The sequence below is a fragment of the Vibrio ruber DSM 16370 genome (assembly GCF_900163965.1).
GTDB classification, from domain to species: Bacteria; Pseudomonadota; Gammaproteobacteria; order Enterobacterales; family Vibrionaceae; genus Vibrio; species Vibrio ruber.
In genome coordinates this window covers 37,749-58,025 of the sequence record NZ_FULE01000092.1, presented here as the reverse complement: position 1 = coordinate 58,025, position 20,277 = coordinate 37,749, and the positions used below count along the sequence as shown (strand labels likewise).

Here is a 20,277-nt window from a genome sequence, read left to right as displayed (position 1 = left end):
TACATTAATCATTATTTTGAATTGCTCTCAAATACCTTGAAATGGCCTCAATTACTTGTTATAGATCCCCCCATAGGTTCCCTTTTCAAAAGGGGTTACCAAAAGGAGAACAACGTTGGCATATTTCAATATTGAACGCAGAACACTAAACAACGGTGAATCACGCTATAAAGCAACCGTGTTTGTCAAAAAGAACGGGCGCATAGTACACCGAGAAAGTAAGACCTTCAAAAAAAAGGCACAGGCAAATACCTTTGGTAAGAATCGAGTTGCGGACATAGAGACTAATGGCCTCAACTCGGCAAAAACTTGCACTATCGGAGAACTGATTGATCTTTATATGAATGATAAAGATTTGTATGACAAAGACGGGAGGACGAAACAATATTGTATTCGACTCCTCCGTGACTGTGATATTTCAAAAATCAACACTGACTCATTAAAGGTCAGTGATCTAATCACTCATTGCCGGAACAGACGAAATGCCGGAGCAAAACCCGCAACACTAAGTCATGATATTTCCTATCTGAAAGCAGTCATGAAAAAAGCGCACCCAGTATTTAATATTGATGCAAATGTTGAAATCTTTGAAGACGCATTCATCATTCTGAAAGATATGGAACTCATCGGTAAAAGTGAAAAACGTACCCGACGGCCAACAACAAACGAACTGGATAAACTTAGGGAAGCCTTAGCACAGCGTCAACAACACCACGCAAACACTATTCCTCTGACTGATATTCTTGATTTCAGTATTCTAAGCTGTATGCGTATCAGTGAAGTCTGTGGTTTGAAGTGGCAAGATCTCAACATAGAACATAAAACCGTTCTGGTTCGAGATCGCAAAGATCCCCGTAAAAAGCAAGGAAATCACATGCTCGTTCCTTTGTTAGGCGGTGCTTTTGACATTGTGATGAAGCAACCTAAAAACAAGGAACTTATCTTTCCTCATAATCCACGTAGTGTAAGTGCAGCGTTTCAAAGAGTAAGAAACAAACTCGGTATAGAAGATTTACGCTATCATGACTTAAGACGCGAGGGAGCAAGTAGACTATTTGAAAAAGGTTACTCAATTGAAGAAGTAGCTCAAGTTACTGGACATAGGAACTTAAACACGTTGTGGACTGTCTATACTCAATTGTATCCTCATAAATTGCATGAAAAAAACTCAGAATAAAAGTTATTTTTATAATTATTTGTTCGCATCAGTGTGAAGCATGTAACTTTACATTACATTAAGAAACTAATAGAGTAATCAGAGTTAATTGACTTTATTGATGGTGGTTTCATTTAGTGGCTGATTCATACTTAGAGATACAACATGAGATTTTTGTGTCTGTCGCAGAGCAATTAAGCCAACAGTTTCCACTTAATTTATCATTAACAACAATGAAAGAAGCTGTTACTGAACAAGATTTACAAGATCTTAAGAAAAAAGGTCTAATAACTTGGGATCTCACACTTAAAGTGGGAAAGACTACAACTCCCGTAAGTAACCCCGAGCATATGGTTGTATGTGTCGCGTATTATGGAGATGGTATAGATGGTTACTATTGCGCAGGATACGCACTAGGATGTATTAGTAAAGATAACAGTAGCTTAGAAATCAACTTTATAGAAAAACGAAAAGATGCTAGTACGGATTTATGCTATCAGTTTTTACCTATTATGATTGAAGCATTTACAGCGTATGGTCTATATTTAAATCAGGAGAATATGTCTTCTGTTGATAAAATAGTTCTAGTTGGACCAATTGATGGTGTAAAAAAGTACTATAAAGATCAAGGTTTTAAATTAGTTTCAGAATACTATAAAGGTGAGGAAGCAATGATTAAAAGCATGGATAAATAAACAATTGTATTTTTATTATACATGTTTATAATTCACTCCCTATACTCGTTATTAGATAACGAGCACCCTGCAAGGGGTATATCAAGAGAGGTTACTATGAAAAAAGATAAGGCTATAAGAGGTAATGCAAAGTCATTTGTGGCTTCGCTATATGCAGGCGGTAAAAGACCGTGTGAGCGTTTTGGCCTATCATGGGATTCTCTTTCAAGGTTAGAGCGGAAAATCCCTTCAATCACTTGCAAAAGTGAAGATGAAGGTTGCAAAATTGCCTAGTAAAGAATAAAAGAAGAGGGACTTTAAGAAGTCCCTTTTTTTATGTCTAAATGAATCACATCCTCTGTCCTGACCAGACCACTTCACCAATAATTTCAAAATCATTGCTTGTGATCTCTTCTTTGCTCAATTCCCACTTCTCATAATTACTGTTATCACTCACAACACTCAACCCGTTTTTTGAGAACTGCAAACGCTTGACCATTAACTGACCGTCGAAGCGGAAAACATAGATCCCATCACCAGAGTATTGCTCAACACGATTCACCATAACTAAAGAGCCGTTTTTCAAGGTCGGGTACATGCTGTCCCCCTTTACCGGCATCAAAAAGATATGTTTTGGATTCACACCTAGTTCATTATTAATAAATGATTCACTGAAAATAATATCTGATGACTTTTCTTCACTGATAACTAATTCACCATATCCAGCGCTAACGGCTTGCTCATAAAAATCTAGTTTCATATAACCAGTAGGAGGTAAAGCTTCACCAAGTGAGGACATCTGCTGTGCTTTTAGAAAAATTTTCTCAGGAATTTTATCTCTTTCTTTCCACGTATAAATCGTTTTTGGTGACACCCCTAAAGCCTTTGCCAAATCTGGGTTCGTTGTAGTTTTTGTTAATCCCTTTAGCTCCGCTAACTGTTCATTAATGTTCTTCATTTGATGAATCCCGTTCTTCAATTGGGGTTGAAAAGTTTTTATTTTTCCTCATAATTACCTCAATTGATAATGAGGACTTTTGAGGTTGTTTTAATTGCCTCTAATTTCCTCAATTTTACCACATGAGAGAAATATGAATACCACTTTTGCATTACTAGCTCGATTTGGATCCACCACTATTGCATTAAAAGACATTTCACAAGAGTTCTTCGGTATTACTCCGAAGACAGCAGAGCAACGAGCCAAAGCTTGTGACTTTCCAGTTCCTACTTTCAAGCTTAGAGATTCAGAACGTAGCCCGACACTTATCAAGATTGAAGACTTAGCAAGCTATATCGAGCAGCGATATCAGGAAGCTAAAAATGAGTGGCAACTTGTGAATGAGTAACTGACATGAAACACGAAATTAAATACCGCAATAGCATGACGGGCGGCATAGTCTGTCAAGTCGGCAACATCAGTATCTTCATTGATGAAATCAAACGAATAAACGGGGGCGAATGGCTCGCGCTGCATTCTTTTCACGGTGACATTATCGGTATGGCGGAAGGCCAGCAAGCGGATGATATCGAGGCGCAATTCAATGGATGATGTGAGTTATACCCTACCCAAGGGGCACAACTCCGATTATCTGGCACCTTATCACAAACCCTGTCCTGACATGGTCACCGGTGCCGCGATGACGGAGCAGCAACGTAAACGAAACCTTTTCTTAATCCAGAAACTACGCGAGAAACACGGTTTAACGCCACAAAAATAATGAAATATACCGCTTCTTTTATTGGTCATCATATCAATCGCACTTTGCGTAAAAAACACCTGATTGACGTTTATCAGGTGCGCCCCGATTCGCCTTATCTCTCGGCAGCGCTTCGGCTGGCTGAGGCAAAGGGCGATCAGCACAATGCAGCCGAAAAAGACGCAGCAAAACGGGATACCTTCGAAAATGGCACCCCATTTTCACGCCACTTTATGCCCCGTCTGCCAAAAATCGTGCAGGAAGATATTCAGCACCAGATTTTCAGGCGACGTAAACGGGCAAACCCAACCCGTAAGAATATCGAATTAGCGGTCAATGATGCCGTCCGGCATGGCCTGAAATTCGCCCCGCTGATTGAGAAAAAATTTCCTTTTGTCGATGCCCGTAAAAATGCACCGGCACCCCCTGTCACACTCGGTCATCAAACGGTATCGCTCGATCATGACACCCTGATGAGTGATGAGCAGATTGAGCGCCTTGCATGGAATCTCACTAATGAATTCACCGCAATCATGGGCAGTGTGTCTATTGATGAAGCAACAGAAAACGGATACCTTGACGCATTACAAACGGCATTTTCAGCAATCAGTGATAAGCTGTTTCAGCTCCATATCAAGCCGCCACAAATCCGCAAACATCACGACAATATCCGAGAAGCCGAGCGTGAATTAGAGCGGGCGATCCGTCGTTGTCTCGATGTCGGTTATCTGGCGCGTAAATTCCGGTTTTTACGCACCCAATATATCGAATATTCACAAATCGCCCTTGATCGGGTCGGAGCCAGTCAGGGACAACGCAAATATATATCCCGTCGTTCGTTTGTCCGCTGGCGTCAGAAACAGGGCGAAGCTAAACGGTTTATTGAATCAATGGCCGTCTTCGACCCAGAGACCGGCACCGCCTTTGATTTAGAGGAAGTCGTCAAGCGTACTACCGCCAATCAGGAAAACCGTCGCGTTGAATTAGTCGTCCGCTCCCGTGGTGATGAAGAGCGCGCGATTGATTTAGGTTATGAGGGCGTATTCATGACGTGGACACTGCCGTCCAAGTATCACCGCAATTCCAGTAAATGGAACGGCTGCACCCCCAAAGAAGCCCATCAGAACATCATGGCGCAATGGAAACGCGCCCGTGCCCTGTTCAAAAAACATGAGATTGACTGGTTCGGCCTGAGAGTAGCCGAGCCGCACAAAGACGGCACACCCCACGCACATCTGTTCTTATACGTTCATCCCAGCCAGAAGGCTGATTTTGTCCGTATCTGTGAATCCATTGCCTGTGAAGAAGACAGGGACGAGTTAATCAGTGGTGGCCTGTTTCACAAATCCCACCGGATTAAAATTGAATACAGCGATCCGGCCAAAGGCACCGCAACCGGCTACATCATCAAATACATTTCAAAAAACATTAACGGCTCACACATGCCGGAAAATGATGCCGAAGAGTCGGCATTCTCTGCCCGTGCGTGGGCTTCAACCCACCGGATCAAACAGTTTTCACAGTCCGGCTCTCCTGCCGTGGGTTTGTGGCGGCAATTGCGACGGGCAAGCGCGGTCGATACCGCCTTTGATGAAGAGTTGGAAACCTTGCGTGACCATGCCGATCAATCCCGTTGGAAAGGGTTTTGTGAGTTGGGCGCAAAAGCCAAGCTTGCTTATGAAGAAAACTTCAACAAATACGGGGATACCGTCAAACGGGTTATTGGTGTGAACTGGCTCGGAAAAATCATTCAAACCTGCGCCACCCGTTACAGTCTCGTGAAAAAGAAGGACGTCCAGCGTTTGCAAGAAGCGCGGCGCGCTTCCCCTTGGAGCACTGAAAATAAGTGTAACCCTTCCTCAGAAAAGGAAATTTCAACGCTTGAAAAAGCACTCATTGACGCCACCGGATGGAGTGTCAAAGGCGTTCAGTGTCTGATTGTCCCGTTGATGCGCGGGGCAAAGATAGCCATTGATCGTTATGTCTCCCTGAAACTCAGCAATCACCGATTAATCACCCTTACAGACAGGTAAACATGAGCAAACTACAAACGAAAACAACCCAATTACTGGAAGAAATGGACACCGAAGCACAAGCCTATAAGCCCCCGTTAGGGTTTGGCTTTATCAAGCCGTGGCTGACCAAAACCATTTGGTTATTGAAAGCATTCAATCACCGACTCACAACACTTGAAGGAGAGATAAAGCATGACTGAATCTGATGATATTCTCGGGTATGTGGTTTGTCATACCTGCCAAAATCCCAAAGCCATTAAGCAAGGCAAAGGGAAACGCTCGGCCTTTGTTCACGGTCGCTGTGATTGTGGTCCCGATACCCGAACCGGCAAAGCAGCCCAAGCAGAAATGAAAGCCTTTCAGCCCCTTGAAACGGTTCAGGCTCAGATTGACGAAATGAGCCAACCGGAGCCGCAACCGGAATCATTGCCAATCCAGACGGAAAAACAGACGGAAAGTAATCCCAATCCAGAGCCAAAACCAGAAACACAATCAAAGCCAATGACGACCCTCGCCTGTATGGGATTAGGGGGTGCTTTAGGCGTGGTGTTCGGTGGTCTGATTAAAGCAATCAAGGTGGTCTCTTAATGGAAAATCTGACGGAATATTCAGAAAACGAAATACCAAATGATGACGGTCTGGAAACCCATTCAAAAGCGGATGAAGATGCATTACTGAATGAAATCACCGAGCAGGATTTTAACCCTGATGAAGCTGTTGCCAAAACCGATCCTAAAGAAGCGGCAGCACTGGCAGCAGGCGAAGCAACTTCAATGGCTGTCATCGGTGTCACTGAAGAAGTGATCCGGCAGTTCGTACACAAAGATTTCATGTTTGATGAAGCGCAGGTCAAAGGGGTGGCAGGGGCTGCGGCTCCGCTGTTCGTCAAATACGGGGGTGAGCTTCCGCCTTGGCTTGTCCAGTACAAAGAAGAGCTGACCTTTGTCATGGCTGCGGGGGCGCTCGGCTTTTCATCGTATCATCAGGTGAAAGAGCTTAAAGCCCTTGACCGAGCTAAAGAAATCCAAGCGGCCAAAGAAGACGGAGCGCCAGACCATGCAGCCGATTAACCCCAATAATGCGCTGCACAATGGTCATGTCTATGCGGTCGGGATGAGTGGCAGCGGTAAGACCTCAGCCGCAAAGAAACTCTTTATCCGTGCAACCGATCAAGTCGCTATCTTTGATCCGGTTGGCGACTATACCGGCACGCTGGCCGGTCGTGTCGTTCGGGGATATGACAATATCAAAGACTTTGCCACCGCCATGATTGCAGGGCGTAAAACACAGCAAGGGTTTAAAATTGCCTATCAACCCAAGCATGAAACCACCGTCAAAGACTTTGACCGCTTTTGTCGGGTGGTTTGGGGCTGTGGCAACGGCAAACATCCAAAGCCGCTAAAAATCATCTGTGAAGAGGTTGCCGAGCATAGCGAGAATGCGGGGAAAGCCACCGGTTATCATGGCAAAATTTTGCGGCTGGGTCGCAAGTTCAATCTGCATTCGATCAACCTGTTTCAACGGGGTCAGGAAGTGTCGAAAACCATTATTGATAACTGTCAGCGCGCCTGTGTGATGATGCAGAAGACCCATACCAGTGCGCAATATTTAGAAAAAATGACCGGCATATCAGCCGATGAAATCGACCGGTTAAACCCGCTTGAGTACCTGCTTCAGGATGGAAAAGCCTACCAGAAAGGTGCGATCCGATGGTGAAATGCGACTCAAATCACATTTATTCTAAACCGGATTCACAATCGGGTTAGGAATCGATTGTGAATCGTGTGCTTTGATACAGACCGCCTAATGTTGGGCGGTTTTTTATTGGAGCAAAAATGAAGTTATCCGCAAAGAATATCGCTGTGGTCGGCCTGATTGCCGCAGTGGTTGCCGCTGGCGTGGTCTGGGCGTCAAATAATGTTGATTCTGTTGAAGACGCGATCGGTTAAGGGGAGAGCGTATGAATTCAGTGATGCGACTTAATTCATTTACGGGCGTTGCCTACGGGGAAAAAGCCTCAATGGTTATCCCGACCGGCCCCGTTTATGAAGAAATCTTTCTTGAAACCAACCTGTCACCAGAGCAGATCAAACGGGTTTCGATTACTTTAAACGGTGATGAAATCATTGTCCTTGACGGAAAGTTAATGAAATCCCTTGAAGCCTACAAAGGGATGCCGTCGATTGATGGTTTTTATCATATTCCGCTGGCTGACATTACCGCCAAGACTAAAAACGGGATGCGTTACACCGCCCTTGTGACTGAGGCCGGAGACAATATTATCCTTGAAGTAGAAATTGCACCGGATGCCAGCGGCAGCGCGCCGGGCGTCGTGCTCAAAGGTCATGCGACGGTCTCCCCTGCACAAGGGGTGCGTATTGTTGTACCGCAAATCAAAAAGCAAACCATGCAAGCAACATCGACAGAGAATGAGTTTCTTGATTTGGTCTCCAGCCCGCTGTTGCTGGTTCGTCGGATGCATTTCTTGTCAGAAACTGTGAACTCACTCGAAATTCACCGCGATTATATCAAAGTGTATGACACAACCCGCGCAGTTGAGACGATGCGCGCCAAACGCAATCGTCGATTCTGGCAATCAGGGATGTATCACTTTGACCCGATTATGCGCGGTTATTTCATTGATGAACTGTTCCAGACAGCGCACACCAACGAGTTGAAATTCACGGTGAAAACCGACAGTGCTGTCGGCTCGATCCCGATCATTGTTGAGTCCGTCAAGATTGTTCGTCCTGACCTGATCAAGTAAGGGGGCAATCATGGCGTTCTTAGATGATTTAAGTAATTTTGGCTCCGGCTTGCTCGATAGTGTCGGGGAAGGCTTCGACAACCTTGTCGGAGCCGCAACCAGTGATAACAGTTCGGTCAACGCCAACACGCAACCACAGGCAACCCATCAGGCCGATGATAACGGCAACAAAGTCACACCGGCACCACAAGGCAATGACAAAACCCTCCTGTATATCGGGGGCGGTCTGGGTGCCTTACTCCTGATTGGGATTGTGGTCATGGCGGCTAAAAAATAGGGGGTAACAATGCCATTACCATTGATTTATCTGATCCCCCTTGCGACAGGGGCGTTAGGGTTCGGGGGCGGCTTCTGGGCTGGCTCCGGTGTGGGGAAGTTAGTCAAACTGTCAGCGATTGGGGGCGGATGCTATCTCGCTTACCGGCTGGTTAAGGAGATGAAATGATCCCAACTCTCACAGGCGGACTGACCAACTCCGGCACCATGCCGATTAATGCGGGCGGTGGTGCTGCCGGTGATGCAACAGCAACCGCCAGAAATAGAATCGGGGGTATCACCAACGGAGCGATTAATTTTAGCGGCAGTGCGGGACAGCGTTTGATGCAAAACCTGCCGATGCTCCTTGTGATTGCTGCGATTACGTTTGTGGTGGTGAAGAAATGAAATTGACGCTTATCCGCCCGAATCGGGCTGACATCAAAGCACAATTGGCGTTGCTTCGTCCGGCTTTCAATCGTGTTCCGGATGCCAAATATGAGTATGCGTTTTGCTGTGATTCGGTCGCCTGTAAACGCGCCAGCTTTTACCAGTTAAAAGGGAAAGGGGTTGCGGTGCGCTTCGTCGGCTATGTGACCGAGCATAACGAATATCTGATTCTGGCGCTGACCGGCAAGGGACTCAAACAAGCAGCACCCGTCATCATTGATGCGGTTCGCTCTCAGGGGTATCAATGCGTGAAATATCACACGGTGCGTCAGGGCATGACACGGATCTTAAAACGATTTGGTTTTGTTATCACTGAAACTCATGGTGATGAATCAGTCTTGTGTCTGCAATTTACAGGGGGTGATTAATGGGCGGTGGCGGAAAGTCAAGCAGCAGTAACACGACCAATACAACTACCGTCAGCGGCACCAATGCGGTACAGGGCGATAATCTCGGGGTGATCCTCAGTGGTATTCAGGGCAGTGTCGGCAATATTACCGTTACCGATCAAGGGGCGGTCAATGCAGCAAAAGAGACCGCCAAACAAGCTCTTGAAACCAGTGCGGACACCACTAAAGAGGCTTTATCTTTCGGCAAAGACTCGCTGAAAGAAGCATTTTCATTTGGTGAAAAGTCCCTGTCCGCCAATAAAAGCGCCATTGATGCAATCAAGGCGGTTGCAAATCAGGCCAGTGAAAACACACGCACCGCCCTTGCCGTTGCAGATGCCGCCAAACAGCGCGAGCAAACCGGACTGGATAACAGTAGTTACCTGACTAAGTTTGCAATCGCGGCCTGTGTGGCCGGTGGTGTTCTGGGTGTTGTCGCACTAAGGGGAAAATGATGATTTTACAACCCAATACTGAAACCCCGATCTCTGTCGGGGGACGGGGAAAATATTTGATTGTCCGGTCAACGACGGCACCGGTTTTTATTTCTGCCGACGGTCTGAAACCGCAGCGGCTTGAATCCGGTGACCGGATTCAGGTCACTGAGTTTGAAAATATGTTTCTGACGCATCATTCACCCGACACCGTGAATTTTGACTATCAGATTTCAGACTTAGAGCACAAACCGGCCTCCACGTCGGGGCTGATTGTTCAGCGGATCATTGAGCCGTTGAAATTTAATGCAAAGGTCACGGTCACTGACGGGCAAAAAGTAGAACTGATTTCCCCATCTGCCATGACCACTCAGCCAGATATTGAAATTGCCGCTGGCGAAAAAGCCAGACTGACCACGGGCGGGTATCGTCAACTGACAATTCAGGTCATCAGTGATGAAGTCACAATATTACGTATTGGTGACTTCAATGTATCCAGCAACCGCGGCCTGATGGTGATGGGCAGTCAAAGCGCGGTTGGCTCGGTGTCACTGGATTTTACTGGGGAGCTGTACGCCTACAACGCGAGCACCACCCATGCCCGTCTGACCATTACGGGGGTGAAGTGATGAATATTATTAATCCTGTATTCAATCAACCTCAAAACGGTATTGATGACATCATCGGTCTGAGTGAAAAGCTCACCGCGCTGTCAGACAAAGATAAGCAGCTTGTCATGGATATTCTGAGCCTGAAAAATTCAGACCAGACCCTAGCAGAAAAAACACAGGCTCTAACCGCAAAAGATGCAGCGCTGGAAAGCATGATTGCAGATCTGGCAAGTTTCAGTCAGCTCCTTTGTGTCAAAAACATTCTGATCAATCCAAATTTTCAGGAAAAACAACGGAATTTCAACGGCCAGTGGTCAACTCTTGAAACGGGTCAGTATGGTTATGATTGCTGGTGTAAAACGGAAAACGGAATTGCTCAGATGGTTGAAAGCGGACAATACAAGCCGGATACCATTTACACGCTATCCGGTGAGAACATCACAACAGGACAACTGACCAGCCCCTCATCGGGGCACTGGCGGATTGATGTCCCGAGTGATGCCCGAAAAGTTGTTCTCAATGAGGGAGAGCGACCGCTTCCCTATCAGGAGCCAGACAGAGCACTCAACCGTTTTCGGTGCTGGGAACGTTATTACGATGTCGGCAGCAAAGTCAACGCGACGCTGACTGAAGTTGGCGGCATGCGCTGGGCATATATTGAAATCACCCTGCCGGTACAGATGCGCACCAAGCCAACCGCTGGATATAACAGTTATAAGGACTTCAACCCAGCCCCGAATATCGGTACGTGGTCAAGCGGAAAACGGGTTTATATCACCGGAAGAGCGACAGCCAGAGGGGCAGATCCGAGTGTTACCGGGCTGCGGTTTGATGCAGAAATCCCACTGGCATAAGGCCATAACCATGACACTGAAAGCAGTTTTAATTTTTATCGGAGCAGGAGGACTCACCTATATGCTTTATCGGGCAACTTTGCCGCGTGGCGTTCGTAACAATAACCCTCTCAACATTCGAGACTCTTCGAATAACTGGGAAGGGAAATCGGCACTCAACCGTGATAAAGAATTCGAGGAGTTCAAACATCCGGTCTATGGCTTTCGAGCTGGCGCACGGATATTCAGAAGTTACAGCCGCCAAGGGTATAAAACACTCAGTCAAATGATTTATCGGTTCGCGCCAGACAATGAAAATGACACCGCACTCTATGTGCAGCAAGTCAGCCAATGGACGGGGATTGCTCCGAATCAGACAATTGATGTCAATGATAACGACCAACTCGCCCACCTGCTTTATGCAATGAGCCGTAAAGAGGTCGGCAATTACTACGGCCTGAGCATGGCACAACAAGGGGTTGCAATGGCATGACAAAGCAAGACATGAAGCGGATCGCCCTGTCGGTTGCCGGTGCGATTCTGGCAGCGTACACCATCAAATATTTAAAGAAGAGTAAATTACTATGAGTGATTTTTTAAAACCGCCTCAGGCTATAAATCATTAAGTTAATAATGAATATCTTTTATTCGGTTAGTCTCACATAGAAGAGGAATAACGATCCTTCTTCCTTCCACAGAGAAAATGACCATCGTATTATCTTTGTTTTCATTCAGATGAGAATAAAAGTTTATGGCTAAAGGTGCAAAAGTTGGCGATATCGGAAGCGATCACGATGGGTTTCCGCCAACACCCATCACATCCGGCTCACCAACGGTGAAATTTGATGGTATTCCTGCGGCTCGTGTTGGCGATCCGCTGGCCGCTCACGATAAGCCCAAACATCCCCCGCATCCAAGAACAATTTCTTCGGGTTCATCAACAGTGATGATTGATGGAAAACCGGCAGCGATGTCCGGTTGCTCTATCAGTTGTGGTGGTGTCGTGAATGTTGGCGGTGGGACAGTCAATATCGGTGATGGGGCGGGTGGAACAGCGGCAAGTGCTCCGGTGATTATTAAGAAATCATATGATATCGCACTAGAACTACTCGATGAGCAAGGAAATGCACTTGAAATGACAGAGTTTCAGGTTGAAATGGCTGATGGGAAAAAGTTTACGGCAATTTCTGATAAAGCTGGTCTATCTAAAACATTCGGAAATAAAAGTATTCCACAAACAGCTAAAGTCAGTGTGCTCAACTCATGGTTAATTCGGGATGTATGATAATGGGACATAATATACAAACAACACCTAAAGAAAACACGAAGCCAGCCACGCTAAATATTCAATTGGATATTGGTGATTTTCTAATTCCCATTGTATATCCTGATTATTTAGTCCATATTCCAAAAGCTAACCAAGAAATTCTAGGTATAAAAATATTAGATGATAGAGAAGCTTTTGGACATGCGGGAGTATTAATAATTAATGGTAAAACTGGCGTGTCAAAGTATTATGAATATGGTAGATATGATGCTCTTGATAGAGGGATTGTCAGAAAGCCCAATATATCTAATGCAGTTGTTAAAAATGGAAGAGTTACAGAGTCTAGTTTGACGAAAATATTGAAAGAGCTTTCTGATAATTCAGGACAGCATGGAAGAATTGAAGCTGTAGTTTTTATTGGGGACTATTATTCTCAAGCTGAACAGTGGCTAACTGATCCTAATGGCCCTTATCGTGCTCCTGACAGAGAATCGTACAATGTTAGAAATTTTAACTGTATTCAATTTGTTTTAGACTTATTAGAGTCACTATCAATAGATACTCATTGGCCAGGGTTGATTTCTATGCCTGATGAAGAAATGGAAGAATTGCAAGAAGATTATCGAGATTTAAGATATAATCCAGAAACTAATAAAATATATGTGGAAGAAATAAGATGAAAAAAATAATTAAATTTATATTTCTTTTGTTTATCTTACTTATGATTGCTATATTTGTAGATATTAAGTTTAATCATAATGATTTGACATATATAGAAAATAATGTGTTAAAGCTAAAAGGGCATCCTGAATTAAAAGCTGTAGGTGGAAAAGCCTTTACTTGGTTTATTGATCTGAAAGGAAGTAAAGAAGAAGGATATAGTATAACTGCCTATGATAAGTCTGGCTATAATAATGGAACTTATAAAATAATAAACCCTAAAAAGAATGAAATAAAAAAGGAAAATATATCGTTATTTGATGGCGTGATGATCCGATTAAAAAATGGGGAAGTATTTGATATCGAACCTGTAAAAAACTAAATTCATAAATGATTATTAAGGCCTAGCAACTAGGCCTTATTGATTTCTAACGCTGAGGATTTTCTTGTTCATCAAATGTGATCAGATTATTGAGATAGACCAACACTTCTCTCAATTCGTTTAAATCTTCTTGCTTAGCGTAAGCAATCAAATCAATAAGATACAACCTTGCTGTATGGGGGAGGTCAAGACGAGAGGAATTATTTTCAGTCATATGAATTCTCGGAAGTAAGTTAAAATAACCCACCCTCCAAGGTTCCTAAGCTTGGAGTGGTGGACTGACACAAGGTTTAGGAACAACCGCACTTCCGGACGGCCTGACCGAAGTCAGCCTTGAGCAGCCCACCATAATTACGATGTGCTAAAATGGCGCACTAAAAGATAGTGCGCTGGAAGTGAAAAACGAGGTTCCTAAGCTCGGCACTGGATTTTGCCAGTGCTGCAACAGATTAGTATTGAATCAACTGAGAGTCAAATCGTATCCGCCACATGATCTTAATTCTAACTTTTTAATATATAAAGAATTATCAGATCCCCTATAGATCCCCTTAAACTGACCCAAACCACTGTTTATATAGACAGTACACCCCATCGAGCATGGGGGCTATGCTGAATCTACGACTTAATGACACATTAGCATTACTAGGTAACTGATTGTCTTGAAAAGATTTATCTATATTCTGTTTCTGGCTCATTCTTAACTGATCTCAACTATTTTTACTATTACATGCCCCCATATGTGTCCCTTAAAATATGGCGCACGTAATTCAAATTCCCTGATTTTAAAATAATGGCCAGCTTTACGATAGAGAAACGCAAAACCAGTAAAGGCATCATTCGCTTCCGCTGCACAGTCCGGGTCAAAAAAGGAAATGACGTAGTATACCGTGAATCCCGCACTTTCGGGAAACGATTCGATGCAAAAGAAGAATGGTGTACGCTATGAGCTCTCTATCTATACCCATTCTAGCTGTAGAAGCTCAGCGGCAGAAAAATTAAAGGGAACTCGCTAGAATCAATTAGGCGTCATAAAGCAGTTACAGTACAATCTCGTTTTTTATGAGAATAGTAATGCATAATACAATTACACGGAATCGCTAATATAAAACAATAAGGTAAGTTTAAGACGGGATATGCTCCTTTATCGTTCATGCTTAGCATAGTCGCGGAGAACAAAAAGTGAAGCATAATTAGGAACAACATTGAGATATATTAGATAACAACCTGACCTTATATAATACATCATCTATAGCTGAAAATATATGATTCTATAAATCGAAGAATTAACAGCCATATAAGTAAATCTATATAAGCAAATTCAATCCCTCCGATTATCAGCTGAATAGTCTATAGTAGATTAACATAAACAACCAAAAAATTAGAGGAAAAATAAATATATAATAAAATAGCACTATTATTGAAAATAATGCTCTTATACAAAAATCAATAAAACATAATCTCAATCATATATAATAATAAAAAATGAAATAACATTATAATTTTTATAGAATTACAACTTGTAGATAATATAAACTATTTATCATCTTCAAGCCTACTTTTTATATTATCATATAACACATTGGCTGCTTTTGAGCAGAGTTCCGTAAAAATAGCGACCTCACCCGGTGACATACATGATGCGACCTGCTCGGCCATTAAACTCCTACTAGATTCAGCGGCATTTAAAAAATTAAAACCTTTTTCTGTTAGCCGCGTCAGCATTTCCCTCTTATCGCTTTCACCAGATACCTGCTCAACAAATTGCTCATCTTTTAACGTGCGCAGAATCTTGGACATTTTACTGCGAGCAAACCCCAGCTTTTCACCAATTGCACTTGGTGTCATCGGCTGAAACTGCCGCAGAATGTCCAGCGTATCATATTGCGGCCAATTTATACCTTCTGGATTCATCAATGTGCGTCGTGCCATAAGGACACACTGCAAGTTGCCTAGCGCTTCTTCAAATTGCCTGTTTATTGATATTACCTGATCAGCATCACCAGCTTTTCTTTCATTCATTCATTTCGTCCCCTTCTTTTTCACACGTCAGTTTTTATAAATTTTCGTCATATTTATCACGCAAATTTTAACATGGCGATTGAATCTTGAAAAGTCATCACATTTTGTAAAAGGAGACGCTAAAGAATAAACTAAAAACATTAAAGTTATACGATTATTTGACAACATTGAACAATTATAACATTCTCTTATGAATTAAATATATCATCTCGATTTAAAACGTCTTCATAATCCACTAATTCACTTATCTTCCCATCACTGACATGAATAACATTCACGTAGGATAAGATGAATGTCTTTTTCTCAGGTAAAGTATACCCATTCAGTTTATATTCAATGACTGCAACATCAGGGTCATTCGTATAATGAAAATTTACATCCTGAATTGATGTAAAACATAATGGTGCCACACTGAAACCATTAGCGTAATGTAAACGGATATTTTCACGCCCGGTAACCACCTCCCGGCTGCGGCGAAATGGCATGGACAGGCGCCCTTCTGCCGTAAAAAGCTCTGCCAGACCGTCAGATGATTTTTTCATAACCGCCGCAATATATCTATCAAACAGTTCCATAAGCTTAATATGCTCCTCTTTTTATAAAACCGATAATGAATGATGACTTATAACAATTCGCCCTTACGCCTAAAATAGGTAATCATATTTTTAAAAGGTATTTCTGACAGTTCAGGAAAACTCACCCCCAACTGTTCAATACACTGAGTTGTCACTGGATTGCCGTACACATTATCCCCAGTATCCAGGGAGTTCTCGTTAAAAAGATGAATTAGTGATCCTAATGCTACCTCCTTCCCCTGAGTCACCCGTAATTCTAACTGCTTCATCCACTCATAATATGATGTAATTTCCAGTGAGTAGCCGAGAGAACGAATCGCCTGGTACACTGGTTCAAAGGTTGTACCATGAGGATGAAAAATATGGTAATTTTCACCTTTATCCAGCTCTGATTGAGCTAATGCTACTACCACATCAGCTACAAAATCGACGGGCAGAAGATCTGTGAATAAAGCTGATGGCTCAGGAGCCACCCCCATCTGGATATAACTTTTCATCTGCCGCCACAGGAAATCATCACTCTGACAGGCTCCGCTTCTGCTGTCTCCACCAATCCGCCCAATGCGAAAGATATTGGCATTCAGTCCCTGCTCCCGAGCCTGTATAACATAACGTTCAGCAACCCATTTGCTCTGAGTATACCCAATCGACAGGGCAGCCGGATAATCCGGAATATAATGTTCAACAATTGGCTGTTCTGGATAGTGAGGAGAAAAAACAGCGATCGTGGATAAATAGTGTAGTGATTTTCGGATCCCATCCCCACAAAAAGTCAGAATATTCATTGTCCCCTGAACATTTGACTGCTTCACTGAAGAATAAGAGAGCACGAAATTAATCTGAGCTGCTGCATGAAATACCGTATCAACTCGCTCGGACAGCCGGACATATTCCACTCGATTCAAACCTAAATCGGTCTGACCTATATCCCCCAAGCAGATTTCAACCCGGGAAAAATCAATCTCACCAGCAATGCCATACCGCGCAGCATTATCACGAAGGCGAGCAAGAGCGTGTTCATGCGTTCCGGCACGAACGAGGCAAATGATCGATGGCACTCCTGAATGCAGTAGTGCACGCAAAAGGTAGATGCCCAAAAAGCCAGTTGCCCCGGTGAGCAGAGTTTTTCCCAGAGCAACACGGCTACTCTCTTGCCAATGGATAGGTTCATAGCCATCTCGGACATACAAATCCTCCTCAGCTGGAACAGCATTCCTTTCATTGGCTAGGTAAGCATCGACCGAGGCAGCCATAGACGACAAGGTCGGATGATTAAATAACAGACGGAGCGGAATATCACTGTTATACGCCTTACGCAGTTGGAAAACCAATTGAGTCGCCAATAATGAATGCCCCCCAATGGAAAAGAAATCATCGTGCAACCTAATATGCCGTTCCGGAAACAAAGCTTGCCACAATGCCCTGACCTGCTCCTGCGTTGTCGTAAGCGGTTTGTCTACCTCCGGAACCTCTGACTTGACGACGATCTCTATTTCGACCAATGCCTTACGATCTATTTTACCACTAGGCGTGGTGGGTAACCTATCCAGAAATACCAACCGGGTGGGTACCATATATTCAGGTAGTAACAAGCGAAGTTGGCTCTGAATTTCTTCCTTTCTATTGATTTTATCTCCGAACGAACCAGAGATGAAGGCAACCAGTTGCTTCCCCCCCGAAATCGCCTCTCTGCCCACAACGGCTGAAACCAGTACCCCTTCCATCGCATTGATTGCAGCTTCAACTTCTGACGGTTCGATCCTGAAGCCACGAATTTTCAGTTGGCTATCTATCCTGCCCAGATAGCTATACTTATCGTCATGCTCCAGCCTGACCAAATCACCAGTACGATATGCATGTCTGCTTTCCGTATTGAATGTATCGATCTGTAAAAACCTCCGGGCATTTTCTTCCTCTTTATTGTGATAACCCGGAGAGAGAAAATCGCTGACGATAAGCAGTTCCCCCGCCACTCCGGCCGGCACCAAACGTACATGCTCATCCACCACCAGCAGACTGAATCCAGGTAGAGGATAACCGATAGAGGCCGCATCTCCCCATTTATCGCTATACGGTGGCAGGATAAATGCAGAGCAGACATGACTCTCAGACGGCCCATATAAGTTAATAAGGCGAATTGGTTGTCTGAAAAATTGCTTAATATCAGCAGTAAGCACTAATTGTTCACCAGTGGAATACACTTCTTTTAAGTTTGGAAACACTCGGTTCGCAAGTTCACTTAAATGCACGAATTGCTGTAAAGCGACATAGGGAAAATAGAGGCGGTTAATTCTTTGATTTACGATTACATCTTGCAGGTGACCAAGATCCCTACGCTCCTCTTCACTGGCAATGTACAAACGGCCGCCAGACGCTAATGTACCAAAGATCTCCTGCACCGAAACATCAAAAGAAAGTGACATAAAATGCAGGGTACAGTCTCCCTCACCGCAGTCCGATACATCACGTTGCCAGACAATTAGATTATCAAGCGTTTTGTTCAATAACCGTACTCCTTTGGGTTGTCCGGTTGAACCTGACGTATAAATGATATAAAGCTCATCATCGGGGTTTCGTTCGACATCCGACCACATTAAAGGATCCATCATTGGTATATCGTCGATAATTAACCGAGGCACTGAGTCAGAAAACGGGAACGTTGGAGCCAAGGTTCGGGTTATGGCTACACAGTCTACACATGCATCCTGCAACATGTAACTGATACGCTCCTGCGGATACTGAGGATCGATTGGAATGTATGACGCGCCGGTTCTTACTACGCCGAATAGTGTCGCTATAGCTTCCGCATCACGCCCCAGTGATAACGCCACACGTTTACCAGGGCCGATATTAAAGTGCTGTTGTAAATAAGCGGCAATCTGCACTGAACGCTTTGCTAACCAACCATATGAATGCGTTCCTTCCGCTGTGATAAGTGCAGTATGGGCAGAATGATTTGCAGCATACTGATTGAATGCTTCAAAGGCGTTAAACGAGATATCCTCAACTGGTTCCCGGCTTGAACGAACGATAAGGTCACGTTTTGAAGGTACATCCAGCAGATCCAGCGACTCCAGCAGCCTGTCACTATTTTCTCCCATAGAAGTCAACAAATGACAAAAGATTTTAAGCCAATAATCCATAGTCTGCGGGTGATACAACGCTTTCTTATATTCCAACACTAATTTACCTTGCGGTTCAGCCTCAAAAAACAGAGTCAGGTCATATTTGGTCATTTGACTGAAGTAATCGTTCAGCGTGACTTTAAATGGCAACGTGTCGAAAATTTCAGTCCGAGTGTCTGGCATCACCAACATTGTGCTGAAAAGCGGGCTGTCCTGCCCGGTATTTTCCCTTGACACTGCAACGATCTCATTGAAAGGAATCTGCTTATTGAAATGTGCATCGATAAAACTCTGACGAACTTCTGAAGCCAGTGATCTTACCGTGTCGCTGGATTTTACACGCATACGAACCGGTAGAGTGTTAATCATATAGCCCGGAGTTTCTGAAAATTCACTTTGATCCCTTAATGTAAATGGCACGCCGATGGTAATATCATCCTGCCCGCTCATACGACTAAGAAAAAATTGCCAGCACATAGATAAATACATAAAAGGAGTCATCGACAACGTCCTAGAATGCTTTTGCAGCGCATTCATCTCACGGTCATTCAGCATCAACGTTGCGTAGGCGGCGTGCGTATCTTCATGAACACGGCGAGGGAAATCGATCGGAAGATCAGCAAGCGGTGGAGCCGGTTGTAAAACCTGACGCCAGTATTCCCGCATCTCATTATTCTCTGGAGCGGTCAGTACCTCAGCCTGCCAACGGGTAAATTCCTGATAACTCCCCATATCCTTAAACGCTGGCCAAGGTCGGTGCTCACTAATAGTACAATATAATTGCAGCAATTCTTGTAAGACAATCCGTACCGATGGCGCATCAATGATAATGTGATGAAAGCAGCACGCCAGCCATGTTTGTTCAGCATCCGAACTCAGCATGGTAATCACACTCAGCGGGCCGTCAGATAGTGACAAATGAGTGGCAGCCAGCTGCGAGGTCACACTTTCAGGCGTCTCAAAGTTAC

Annotated in this window: 26 protein-coding genes and 1 pseudogene; 22 read left to right on the top strand and 5 right to left on the bottom strand. The window is 44.1% G+C overall.

The annotated features are described in order from the left end of the window. The first annotated feature begins 115 nt into the window (after positions 1–115). Positions 116–1,177, top strand: coding sequence for a tyrosine-type recombinase/integrase (locus VR7878_RS20555; protein WP_077337801.1), 1,062 nt, complete (start codon positions 116–118; stop codon positions 1,175–1,177). A 155-nt stretch (positions 1,178–1,332) separates the two neighbouring features. Beyond that, positions 1,333–1,851: a hypothetical protein gene (locus tag VR7878_RS20550; RefSeq protein WP_077337800.1), complete on the top strand. Its 519-nt coding sequence runs from the start codon at positions 1,333–1,335 to the stop codon at positions 1,849–1,851. Between the two features lie 328 nt (positions 1,852–2,179). Here VR7878_RS20550 and VR7878_RS20545 read toward each other — a convergent pair whose 3' ends face one another. Continuing rightward, positions 2,180–2,788, bottom strand: coding sequence for a S24 family peptidase (locus VR7878_RS20545; protein WP_077337799.1), 609 nt, complete (start codon positions 2,786–2,788; stop codon positions 2,180–2,182). A gap of 133 nt (positions 2,789–2,921) precedes the next feature. Here VR7878_RS20545 and VR7878_RS20540 point away from each other — a divergent pair, with 133 nt between their 5' ends. The 20 genes and pseudogenes from VR7878_RS20540 (at position 2,922) to VR7878_RS20455 (ending at position 13,590) form a co-directional block, all read left to right on the top strand. After that, the gene (locus VR7878_RS20540) at positions 2,922–3,176 is read left to right on the top strand and encodes a pyocin activator PrtN family protein (RefSeq protein ID WP_077337798.1); all 255 of its coding nucleotides are present in this window, start codon (positions 2,922–2,924) and stop codon (positions 3,174–3,176) included. Between the two features lie 5 nt (positions 3,177–3,181). Beyond that, on the top strand, positions 3,182–3,379 hold the full coding sequence (locus tag VR7878_RS20535; RefSeq protein WP_038182610.1) for a hypothetical protein: 198 nt from the start codon (positions 3,182–3,184) through the stop codon (positions 3,377–3,379). Then, a complete protein-coding gene (locus VR7878_RS21185; RefSeq protein ID WP_157371839.1) occupies positions 3,372–3,548 on the top strand; it encodes a hypothetical protein in 177 nt (58 codons plus the stop codon). The genes VR7878_RS20535 and VR7878_RS21185 overlap by 8 nt, the downstream gene beginning before the upstream one ends. After that, positions 3,548–5,560: a replication endonuclease gene (locus VR7878_RS20530; protein WP_306345815.1), complete on the top strand. Its 2,013-nt coding sequence runs from the start codon at positions 3,548–3,550 to the stop codon at positions 5,558–5,560. The genes VR7878_RS21185 and VR7878_RS20530 overlap by 1 nt, the downstream gene beginning before the upstream one ends. A gap of 2 nt (positions 5,561–5,562) precedes the next feature. After that, a complete protein-coding gene (locus VR7878_RS20525; protein WP_038182612.1) occupies positions 5,563–5,742 on the top strand; it encodes a hypothetical protein in 180 nt (59 codons plus the stop codon). Beyond that, entirely contained in the window at positions 5,735–6,130 is a 396-nt protein-coding gene (locus tag VR7878_RS20520) for a hypothetical protein (protein WP_038182614.1), read from the top strand. The genes VR7878_RS20525 and VR7878_RS20520 overlap by 8 nt, the downstream gene beginning before the upstream one ends. Further along, on the top strand, positions 6,130–6,612 hold the full coding sequence (locus VR7878_RS20515; protein ID WP_077337767.1) for a hypothetical protein: 483 nt from the start codon (positions 6,130–6,132) through the stop codon (positions 6,610–6,612). The genes VR7878_RS20520 and VR7878_RS20515 overlap by 1 nt, the downstream gene beginning before the upstream one ends. Next, positions 6,599–7,258 carry a type IV secretory system conjugative DNA transfer family protein gene (locus tag VR7878_RS20510; protein WP_077337797.1) on the top strand — a complete coding sequence of 220 codons (660 nt, stop codon included), beginning with the start codon at positions 6,599–6,601 and terminating at the stop codon, positions 7,256–7,258. The genes VR7878_RS20515 and VR7878_RS20510 overlap by 14 nt, the downstream gene beginning before the upstream one ends. A gap of 244 nt (positions 7,259–7,502) precedes the next feature. Next, a complete protein-coding gene (locus tag VR7878_RS20505; protein WP_077337765.1) occupies positions 7,503–8,309 on the top strand; it encodes a major capsid protein P2 in 807 nt (268 codons plus the stop codon). 10 nt (positions 8,310–8,319) lie between these two features. After that, a complete protein-coding gene (locus tag VR7878_RS20500; RefSeq protein ID WP_021020721.1) occupies positions 8,320–8,586 on the top strand; it encodes a hypothetical protein in 267 nt (88 codons plus the stop codon). 9 nt (positions 8,587–8,595) lie between these two features. After that, positions 8,596–8,754, top strand: a complete 159-nt coding sequence (locus VR7878_RS21275; RefSeq protein ID WP_162841948.1) for a hypothetical protein — start codon at positions 8,596–8,598, stop codon at positions 8,752–8,754. Next, on the top strand, positions 8,751–8,972 hold the full coding sequence (locus VR7878_RS20495; protein ID WP_077337796.1) for a hypothetical protein: 222 nt from the start codon (positions 8,751–8,753) through the stop codon (positions 8,970–8,972). The genes VR7878_RS21275 and VR7878_RS20495 overlap by 4 nt, the downstream gene beginning before the upstream one ends. Next, the gene (locus tag VR7878_RS20490; protein ID WP_077337795.1) at positions 8,969–9,382 is read left to right on the top strand and encodes a hypothetical protein; all 414 of its coding nucleotides are present in this window, start codon (positions 8,969–8,971) and stop codon (positions 9,380–9,382) included. Before VR7878_RS20495 ends, VR7878_RS20490 begins: the two co-directional genes overlap by 4 nt. After that, positions 9,382–9,858 carry a hypothetical protein gene (locus VR7878_RS20485; protein ID WP_038182632.1) on the top strand — a complete coding sequence of 159 codons (477 nt, stop codon included), beginning with the start codon at positions 9,382–9,384 and terminating at the stop codon, positions 9,856–9,858. Before VR7878_RS20490 ends, VR7878_RS20485 begins: the two co-directional genes overlap by 1 nt. Continuing rightward, positions 9,855–10,466: a hypothetical protein gene (locus VR7878_RS20480; protein WP_159440517.1), complete on the top strand. Its 612-nt coding sequence runs from the start codon at positions 9,855–9,857 to the stop codon at positions 10,464–10,466. Before VR7878_RS20485 ends, VR7878_RS20480 begins: the two co-directional genes overlap by 4 nt. Continuing rightward, positions 10,466–11,302: a hypothetical protein gene (locus tag VR7878_RS20475; RefSeq protein WP_077337793.1), complete on the top strand. Its 837-nt coding sequence runs from the start codon at positions 10,466–10,468 to the stop codon at positions 11,300–11,302. Before VR7878_RS20480 ends, VR7878_RS20475 begins: the two co-directional genes overlap by 1 nt. A 61-nt stretch (positions 11,303–11,363) precedes the next feature. Further along, positions 11,364–11,774, top strand: coding sequence for a virion protein (locus VR7878_RS20470; protein WP_077337808.1), 411 nt, complete (start codon positions 11,364–11,366; stop codon positions 11,772–11,774). A 258-nt stretch (positions 11,775–12,032) separates the two neighbouring features. After that, positions 12,033–12,317, top strand: a pseudogene (locus tag VR7878_RS21465) (type VI secretion system PAAR protein); the annotation flags it as partial. 251 nt (positions 12,318–12,568) lie between these two features. After that, positions 12,569–13,228: a hypothetical protein gene (locus VR7878_RS20460; protein WP_077337791.1), complete on the top strand. Its 660-nt coding sequence runs from the start codon at positions 12,569–12,571 to the stop codon at positions 13,226–13,228. After that, entirely contained in the window at positions 13,225–13,590 is a 366-nt protein-coding gene (locus VR7878_RS20455; RefSeq protein WP_077337790.1) for a hypothetical protein, read from the top strand. The genes VR7878_RS20460 and VR7878_RS20455 overlap by 4 nt, the downstream gene beginning before the upstream one ends. Before the next feature lie 46 nt (positions 13,591–13,636). On the opposite strand, the gene VR7878_RS21180 is transcribed toward VR7878_RS20455, so the two are convergent. The 4 genes from VR7878_RS21180 to VR7878_RS20435 all read right to left on the bottom strand — a co-directional run bounded on the left by VR7878_RS21180 (position 13,637) and on the right by VR7878_RS20435 (position 20,254). Beyond that, on the bottom strand, positions 13,637–13,804 hold the full coding sequence (locus tag VR7878_RS21180) for a hypothetical protein (protein WP_159440516.1): 168 nt from the start codon (positions 13,802–13,804) through the stop codon (positions 13,637–13,639). Between the two features lie 1,319 nt (positions 13,805–15,123). Further along, complete coding sequence (locus VR7878_RS20445) at positions 15,124–15,609, bottom strand: MarR family winged helix-turn-helix transcriptional regulator (protein WP_077337788.1); 486 nt, start codon at positions 15,607–15,609, stop codon at positions 15,124–15,126. Positions 15,610–15,797: 188 nt separating this feature from the next. After that, positions 15,798–16,184 (bottom strand): nuclear transport factor 2 family protein, encoded by a 387-nt coding sequence (locus VR7878_RS20440; protein WP_077337787.1) that lies wholly within the window; start codon positions 16,182–16,184, stop codon positions 15,798–15,800. Positions 16,185–16,231: 47 nt separating this feature from the next. After that, positions 16,232–20,254 (bottom strand): non-ribosomal peptide synthetase family protein, encoded by a 4,023-nt coding sequence (locus VR7878_RS20435; RefSeq protein WP_205409500.1) that lies wholly within the window; start codon positions 20,252–20,254, stop codon positions 16,232–16,234. Positions 20,255–20,277: the final 23 nt, after the last annotated feature.

Excerpts from the sequence above, each read along its gene's own strand:
- VR7878_RS20500 (WP_021020721.1), top strand. The coding sequence starts at position 8,320 with ATGGCGTTCTTAGATGATTTAAGTAATTTTGGCTCCGGCTTGCTCGAT.
- VR7878_RS20460 (WP_077337791.1), top strand. The coding sequence starts at position 12,569 with ATGGGACATAATATACAAACAACACCTAAAGAAAACACGAAGCCAGCC.
- VR7878_RS21180 (WP_159440516.1), bottom strand. The coding sequence starts at position 13,804 with ATGACTGAAAATAATTCCTCTCGTCTTGACCTCCCCCATACAGCAAGG.
- VR7878_RS20490 (WP_077337795.1), top strand. The coding sequence starts at position 8,969 with ATGAAATTGACGCTTATCCGCCCGAATCGGGCTGACATCAAAGCACAA.
- VR7878_RS20495 (WP_077337796.1), top strand. The coding sequence starts at position 8,751 with ATGATCCCAACTCTCACAGGCGGACTGACCAACTCCGGCACCATGCCG.
- VR7878_RS21185 (WP_157371839.1), top strand. The coding sequence starts at position 3,372 with ATGGATGATGTGAGTTATACCCTACCCAAGGGGCACAACTCCGATTAT.
- VR7878_RS20505 (WP_077337765.1), top strand. The coding sequence starts at position 7,503 with ATGAATTCAGTGATGCGACTTAATTCATTTACGGGCGTTGCCTACGGG.
- VR7878_RS20530 (WP_306345815.1), top strand. The coding sequence starts at position 3,548 with ATGAAATATACCGCTTCTTTTATTGGTCATCATATCAATCGCACTTTG.
- VR7878_RS20485 (WP_038182632.1), top strand. The coding sequence starts at position 9,382 with ATGGGCGGTGGCGGAAAGTCAAGCAGCAGTAACACGACCAATACAACT.
- VR7878_RS20455 (WP_077337790.1), top strand. The coding sequence starts at position 13,225 with ATGAAAAAAATAATTAAATTTATATTTCTTTTGTTTATCTTACTTATG.
- VR7878_RS20515 (WP_077337767.1), top strand. The coding sequence starts at position 6,130 with ATGGAAAATCTGACGGAATATTCAGAAAACGAAATACCAAATGATGAC.
- VR7878_RS20440 (WP_077337787.1), bottom strand. The coding sequence starts at position 16,184 with ATGGAACTGTTTGATAGATATATTGCGGCGGTTATGAAAAAATCATCT.
- VR7878_RS20475 (WP_077337793.1), top strand. The coding sequence starts at position 10,466 with ATGAATATTATTAATCCTGTATTCAATCAACCTCAAAACGGTATTGAT.
- VR7878_RS20520 (WP_038182614.1), top strand. The coding sequence starts at position 5,735 with ATGACTGAATCTGATGATATTCTCGGGTATGTGGTTTGTCATACCTGC.
- VR7878_RS20445 (WP_077337788.1), bottom strand. The coding sequence starts at position 15,609 with ATGAATGAAAGAAAAGCTGGTGATGCTGATCAGGTAATATCAATAAAC.
- VR7878_RS20525 (WP_038182612.1), top strand. The coding sequence starts at position 5,563 with ATGAGCAAACTACAAACGAAAACAACCCAATTACTGGAAGAAATGGAC.
- VR7878_RS20535 (WP_038182610.1), top strand. The coding sequence starts at position 3,182 with ATGAAACACGAAATTAAATACCGCAATAGCATGACGGGCGGCATAGTC.
- VR7878_RS20540 (WP_077337798.1), top strand. The coding sequence starts at position 2,922 with ATGAATACCACTTTTGCATTACTAGCTCGATTTGGATCCACCACTATT.
- VR7878_RS21275 (WP_162841948.1), top strand. The coding sequence starts at position 8,596 with ATGCCATTACCATTGATTTATCTGATCCCCCTTGCGACAGGGGCGTTA.
- VR7878_RS20480 (WP_159440517.1), top strand. The coding sequence starts at position 9,855 with ATGATGATTTTACAACCCAATACTGAAACCCCGATCTCTGTCGGGGGA.
- VR7878_RS20510 (WP_077337797.1), top strand. The coding sequence starts at position 6,599 with ATGCAGCCGATTAACCCCAATAATGCGCTGCACAATGGTCATGTCTAT.
- VR7878_RS20545 (WP_077337799.1), bottom strand. The coding sequence starts at position 2,788 with ATGAAGAACATTAATGAACAGTTAGCGGAGCTAAAGGGATTAACAAAA.
- VR7878_RS20470 (WP_077337808.1), top strand. The coding sequence starts at position 11,364 with ATGCTTTATCGGGCAACTTTGCCGCGTGGCGTTCGTAACAATAACCCT.